Source organism: Rhizobium sp. BK060 (assembly GCF_014193145.1).
Lineage (GTDB): Bacteria > Pseudomonadota > Alphaproteobacteria > Rhizobiales > Rhizobiaceae > Rhizobium.
Genome location: NZ_JACHYW010000025.1, coordinates 78,847 through 85,338, shown reverse-complemented (window position 1 = coordinate 85,338; position 6,492 = coordinate 78,847). Strand labels below are relative to the sequence as shown.

General features: G+C 59.4%; 4 protein-coding genes and 1 pseudogene. 1 reads left to right on the top strand and 4 read right to left on the bottom strand.

Features of this window, described 5'->3' with window-relative positions; all coding sequences use genetic code 11:
• A partial coding sequence (locus FHT71_RS24025) for a transposase (RefSeq protein WP_183722334.1) occupies window positions 1–425 on the bottom strand: 425 nt, incomplete at its 3' end.
• Between the two features lie 142 nt (window positions 426–567).
• A pseudogene (locus tag FHT71_RS24020) lies at window positions 568–1,474 on the bottom strand (IS481 family transposase); the annotation flags it as partial.
• Between the two features lie 636 nt (window positions 1,475–2,110).
• Between FHT71_RS24020 and FHT71_RS24015 the strand changes: the two are divergent.
• Complete coding sequence (locus FHT71_RS24015; protein ID WP_183722328.1) at window positions 2,111–3,163, top strand: porin; 1,053 nt, start codon at window positions 2,111–2,113, stop codon at window positions 3,161–3,163.
• A gap of 99 nt (window positions 3,164–3,262) precedes the next feature.
• Here FHT71_RS24015 and FHT71_RS24010 read toward each other — a convergent pair whose 3' ends face one another.
• Window positions 3,263–4,156: an alpha/beta hydrolase gene (locus FHT71_RS24010; protein ID WP_183722325.1), complete on the bottom strand. Its 894-nt coding sequence runs from the start codon at window positions 4,154–4,156 to the stop codon at window positions 3,263–3,265.
• A 59-nt stretch (window positions 4,157–4,215) separates the two neighbouring features.
• Window positions 4,216–6,288, bottom strand: coding sequence for a lytic transglycosylase domain-containing protein (locus FHT71_RS24005; RefSeq protein WP_183722322.1), 2,073 nt, complete (start codon window positions 6,286–6,288; stop codon window positions 4,216–4,218).
• Between the last annotated feature and the right edge of the window lie 204 nt (window positions 6,289–6,492).

Below are 6,492 nucleotides of genomic sequence, written 5' to 3'. Positions count from 1 at the left end.
TGGTTGGAGAGCTCGGTCGTGATCCTGACCAGCTTGGTCCGCGCGGCCACCAGCGTACGGATCAGCATGCTGTCATAGCCCTTCACGCGCACCTCGCGGTAGAAGCCGACCTCGGCCAGATGGGCCAAGCCATCGGCATCGTTGGCGTCGGTTTTGTTCGGTGCCATGTCGAGCGCCGCCTTGGCGTGCCGGGCGTCGATGCAGATCGCCGGAAGCCCTTCAGCGCTCAAGGCGTGATAGAACCACACCGACAAAGGACCGGTCTCGAATACCACCCGCTTTGCCGTCGGCGCTCGTTTGCGGAGCACTTCTGCAAGCAGGCTCGGATCAGACGGGCATTTGCCACGCCAGATCCTCTTGCCGTCACGCCGCACAGAAATCGCCGTCTCTTTCAACGACACGTCGAGACCGATATATTCGCTCATGGTTGTTCTCCGTTCGATGCTTGGGCCCGGCGTCCAGTCGTGAGCCCGTACTTCCATCCTATCGGGGAACAACCACCTGCTCTTCAAGAGCGTGACCACTTCTGGCCATCAGGGGCGACTCGCTCCCGCGATTACCCCATGTGTAGATGTCTGCGGGTGTTCTCATATCAAGCGCCTCGTGTGGTCGTTCGGTATTGAATTCGCTGACGAACGCATCGAAACGGGCCTGTTGCTGCAGGATGTTTCTGCCGGGTGGACGCGTCGCCTCCTTTTTCAGGGTCAGGTGCATGCGCTCATGCCGGCCATTCTCTTGCGGATGGCCCGGCCTGATGCGCTCGAGCGTGATGCCGAGCCTGAGCCACCACACCGACAGTTTTGACAGATTGTAGAGTCCGTTGGGGCTGGCGAACGGCAGGCCGTTGTCACTGCGGATCGCGCTTGGCAGGCCATGTTCGGCAAACACTCGGCGGAACGCCTCGAACACACCCACCTCCTTTGTCGATTCGAAGGCCTCGCAGGCAAGCAGGTAGCGTGACACCTGGTCGGTGACCGTCAGCGGGTAACGGTATCGGCCGTCACCGAGCTTGAACTCGCCCTTGAAGTCGGCACACCACAGATCGTTCGGCGAAAGGGCCTGTGATAAGGCCGTTCCCTCTCCCCGATAACGCTGTCGCTGGCGGGCATGAGCGACCAGCCCGTGCCGGTCAAGAACGGCATGCACCGTGCTCTTCGACGGCACGCGCACATCGCCGGCCAGACGCTTCACCAAAAGCTCTCTGATCTTCCTGGCACCCCAATGCGGCTTCTCCTTCTTGAGCCGCACAATCATTGCCTTCACCGGCTCGGGCAACTGGTTGGCGTAACGCACCGGCCGTCGAGACCGATCCGTCAGCGCCTCCAGGCCGTCGTCCTTGTAGCGATTGAAGATTTTGTAGCCGGTCTTGCGCGAGATGCCGAACTCGGCACACATCGCTCATGCCTTCGCCCTCCAGCAGTCGGGCGACAAATCGTAGACGTTCCTCCATCACCGAAGTCTCTTTCCACGGCATCAACACCTCCCGCAAAAGCGAAAAGTGTTACCCATGTCTCCGGTACGAAACGTCACCTATCTCTCAGGTCGGGCACATCGCACATTCAGTTTTAACATTGATCGTCCTCATAGAGCGCTATCCTTTTTGCACGACGGCTACCACCGCCGCGCTCGGCGCGCCGAATCTCGCGTCAGCAGAATCGAACTGAGAATCATCCTTAGTCAGCAAAACTGATTCTGCTCCGATTGAAGGTGCAGCGCGCGGCGGGCGCCAACTCCTTATCATCCGCATCTTCCACAAAAGACGCGAATCCGGCGAGAAACTGGTTCCAATGTGGCACAATCCACAGCCGCGTGCCGCCGCTCAGCGCCGGTAAACTCCCGCAGAATCAGGGGTTTCTTAATAAAGTATAAAGAAACGAGAGGGGCGCATGCCGCATTTGTGACCTTTCAGCAACAGCGCATGCGGAAGGCTGTCGCAAATACCCCAAACGGGCAAGTTGGTGATTGCGTGACAGTCCCGGTCTTGTATTTTCAACTTCGGAAGCGAGGGCGGTTGATCGTCCGACTTCTTGAAACATGGGGATGGGGCAGGGAACGCTGCTCTAACGGCGAAAAACCCAGACCCGATCGAAACTTTGAATTGGAGGTCAATATGAACATCAAGAGCCTTCTTCTCGGCTCCGCTGCTGCTCTCGCAGTAGTTTCCGGTGCTCAGGCTGCTGACGCTATCGTTGCTGCTGAGCCGGAACCGGTTGAATACGTCCGCGTCTGCGACGCTTACGGCACCGGTTACTTCTACATCCCGGGCACGGAAACCTGCCTGAAGATCGAAGGTTACATCCGCTTCCAGGTCGACGTTGGTCCCGATCAGGTCAACAAGGGCGCAAGCGGCAATCAGGGCGGCACGTCTGACTGGGATGCGTTCACTCGTGGTCAGGTTCAGTTCACGGCTAAGAGCGACACCGAATACGGCCCGCTCACCGGCGTGATCGTTCTGCAGGCAAATGCTGACAATGCTTCGGATCAGAGCACAATCCTTGATTCGGCTTACCTCGACATCGCTGGCTTCCGCGCTGGTCTGTTCTACAGCTGGTGGGACGATGGCCTGTCTGGCGAAACCGATGATATCGGTAGCCCGGTCACGCTGCATAACTCGATCCGTTATCAGTACGAAAGCGGCGACTTCTACGCAGGTATCTCCGTTGACGAGCTGGAAGACAGCCCGTACTACGGCGACGAAGTGCCGAACAACGAAGGTGTTGCTATCGGTATCGGTGGCAAGGCTGGTGCCTTCTCCTACCAGGTTACGGCTGGCTATGACTTCGACAACGAAGCCGCTGCTGTCCGCGCCATGGGCACGGTTGCCATCGGTCCTGGCACTCTCGGCCTCGCAGCTGTTTACGCCAGCGATCCAGGCGCATACTACAACGCTGCTGAATGGGCAATCGCTGCTGAATACGCTATCCAGGCTACCGACAAGCTGAAGATCACCCCCGGTGCTCAGTGGTACGGCAACTACGGCCTGAATGCTGCCAACAATGTTGACGTAACCGGCTTCGGCAACGACGACGCTTGGAAGGTCGGTCTGACGGTTGATTACCAGATCACCGACAACTTCTACGCCAAGGCCACTGTCAACTATCTAGACGGCGACAACATCGACGACGTCACGACTGGCTACTTCCGCCTGCAGCGTGCATTCTAATCTGGTTTGACTTCGGTCAATCAGGAGAGCCCGGCTTTCGAGCCGGGCTTTTTCTGTCTGTGGGACGTTGCAGGAGCGAACTCCTTGGTTGCGTCGCCTCTATGCTTCTGCAACGAAGCGCCGGATATGCCTGAAGATTGGATCCAAATGAAGCAGCGGCGCGTGCCCCTGGCCAGGCGCCTCCAGGATCGCAAGCGATGGATGTCGAGCGTTCATCTCGGCGAGCGTGTCGTCCGAGAGAAGATCCGAATATTCCCCCTTGATGACCATTAGTGGCTTTGCAGCCAATTGATCGTAGTACAGCCAGAGATCCGATAGCGGCTGGTCGAAATCAATCATCTGCAACTGAGCGGCAATGGCGGGATCGAAATCGGCGACGGGCATGCCATCGGCGTCGCGATAGATCGCCGCGGCCATCTCCTGCCAGTCATGCTCTTGAAGGGCGGGGAAATACCGCCTATGGCAGGCCTTGAGGAACGCGACGGCTTCCGGCCAGTCGCGCGGCGGCGCGGCGGAATTGAGATAGTCACGAATGCGCTTGAGTCCGCTTGGCTCGATCTTCGGCCCGATGTCGTTGAGAATGACCGCGGCAATCAGATCCGGCCTCATCTCAGCCAGAAGATGAAGAATCAGTCCGCCCCGCGAGGTGCCGATGAAGATGGCGCGATCGATGCCGAAATGCTGGCAGGCCGATACGACATCCTGGCTTTCGACGCGGAGATTGTAGTTCGCCTTGTCGACATCCCGGTCGGAGTGGCCCCGTCCGCGATAGTCGAGCGTGATGACGCGTCTCGGTGTTGCTGGATCAGTCGACAGTAACAGCGCCAGTTGGTGAAAATCGCGCGAGTTTCGCGTCAATCCGGGCAGACAGATAATCGGCAGGCGTTCCGCGATCTCGGGGCCGCCATAGTCTCGCGCATGGAGCGTCAGTCCATCATCGCTCCGGTAGGTTATTGCCCGGAAGCCATCGTCTCTTGCCGTATCCACGCTCATCGTCCTCCAGCCTGTAGCGGGTACAGCTTAGCGAGGCCGGCAATATTCGCAAATCGCGACTAGGAGGAGCGACCGCCGATCAGGTCGCGGACGATGTCGCTCGGCTGGCCGAGCCGCGCCTTGTAGACTTCATAGTTCTCCATCACCCGCTGCACATAGTTGCGCGTCTCGGGGAAGGGTATCCGCTCGATCCAGTCGACGATGGTGTCGATCGATTGGCCGCGTGGGTCGCCGTAGCGGCCGATCCATTCGGGTACCCGCTTGGGACCGGCATTGTAGGCGATGAAGGTCATAATATAGGATCCGCCAAAGGCATCGATCTGCTCGCCGAGATAATGTGCCCCGAGTGTCGCATTGTAGCCGGCGTCGGCCGTCAGCCGATCCTTGGAATACGCGATGTTGTGGCGCTTGGCGACGGCCCTGGCCGTTCCCGGCAATATTTGCAGCAGTCCGCGCGCATCCGCGGCCGAAACAGCGGCCGGATTGAAAGCGCTCTCCTGACGGGCGATCGCGTAAGCGAGCGCCTTGCCGGAACCGGAAATGTTGGCATTGGTCGGAATGACGCCGAGAGGGAAGGCCAGTGCTGCGACATCGACGCCGCGCGAATAGGCAATCTTGCCGACCTGCAGCGACAGATGGTGGTCGCCGGAGCGCTCCGCCTGCGCGCTCAAAACCGCAAGTTCGCCGGGGCTCTGCAGTTGCTCTGCGAGCGCCAGATACAGGCTCTGCGCCCGCCAGCCGTGGCCGGCCGCATCAAGGCGGGCGATGGCCTGTACCGCTTCGCGTGCGAGATAGTGTTGCCGGTCGGCCTGGCTGGGCGATGGGTAGGTCACATTCAGTGTCTTGCGGCCGAGCTTGTCGCTGGCGAGTTGCCCATAAAAGGTCGTCGGATAGCTAGCGGCCTTGGCGTAGAACTCGGAAGCCTTGCCAGGTCCGCCGGCCTCGGCGGACCGTCCTATCCAGTACCAGGCGCGCGATACGGAAATCGGTCCATTGGAAAAGTTGAGGATCTTGCGAAAATGCACCTGTGCGGCCGCGGGGTCCTGCAGGCCGCGCAGCGCGTACCAACCCGCATGGAACTCCGCCTCGACGATGTCGGTCGGTGTCGTTGCTGCATAGTTGGCAACGATCCCATAGGCGGCCTTGAATTCCCCCTGGTCGACGAGGCCGCGGCTGACGATTCGTTGCTCGTTCCACCACTCGCCTGCATTGACCAGTTCATCGCGATTGCGAGGCGCCTTCTGCAGCAGCTTGGCGGCCTCCGCATACTTGTCCTGTTTTCGCAGGTATTCGATACGTGCGAAGAGATAACCGGCATCGCCTTTCCACTGGCCGTCGACAGCGGCAAGAAGCGCGCCGGCGTTGGGCGCCTTGTTCATGACGGCCGCCCAGGCCTTGTAGAGCGATTGAGCCTGACCCATGTCGCCAAAACGCTTGGCCTGCGCCGCACGGTTGCGATACATCAGGTAGTCCATTCGCGCCTTATGATCGGCGGGCGTCAGCAAGCCGGAAAACTCCGCCAGAATCTTATCTTCGGTCGGCTTGTCTAGCGTTTCACCGCGCCAGACCTTGCGAATATACCTAGCCGCCTGGCTCTGCTTGCCTGTTGCAACGAGTGCACGTGAAAGGATCATCGCACCCGAAGTCGTCTCCGGTGCTGTCTGCCCAAAGGCGGCCAGAATAGAGCTGGGGCCAGGGTTTTCGTCGTAGAGGGCGCGTTCGGAATAAGCGCGCAATTTCGCAAGCCCCGGCCACCCCTGTAATTCCTGTGCGGCGGCAGCAATCTCTGTAGAGGGAATGCCTTTTTGTCCGGAGACCGCTATCGCCCAGGTCAGAATATGGCGGTCAAGCGTCCCACGTCCCATGCGGTCGCGAATGGAAAGGGCCTGCAGTGGATCATTGTCCGAAAGCGCATCCAACCCTGACTTCAAATCGCTGTTGACGGGTGTGATTGCCTGGCTGCGCGGAATCGAACCGGTGACGATCGATTCCGGCGCCGATGTTTGCGGGACAAAACCGATCGGCTTTACGTCGGGAACGGGGGCGTCCTCGTTCGGAAGCGAAGACGCGACGCTGCTCCACGCGGCGGCGGCAAAGCCGAGGGCGGACAGGATCAGGACTGCTTTCTTCATGGGACACTCACAACGAAAACACGCCCAACCATTTGACGGGAGCCATCTTAACGAAAGCTTACTGAAGTCAGTAAACTTCGTTCACATTTGCTATCGGAATTTTGCCCTAAACCAATCCATGCGCGCTTGTCGCGGCGATTTCACCGCACTATGGTGCCCCACCAATATTCAAGGAATGCGGCCGAAGCGTGAATTCGGCCATGA

Excerpts from the sequence above, each read along its gene's own strand:
- FHT71_RS24010 (WP_183722325.1), bottom strand. The coding sequence starts at position 4,156 with ATGAGCGTGGATACGGCAAGAGACGATGGCTTCCGGGCAATAACCTAC.
- FHT71_RS24005 (WP_183722322.1), bottom strand. The coding sequence starts at position 6,288 with ATGAAGAAAGCAGTCCTGATCCTGTCCGCCCTCGGCTTTGCCGCCGCC.
- FHT71_RS24015 (WP_183722328.1), top strand. The coding sequence starts at position 2,111 with ATGAACATCAAGAGCCTTCTTCTCGGCTCCGCTGCTGCTCTCGCAGTA.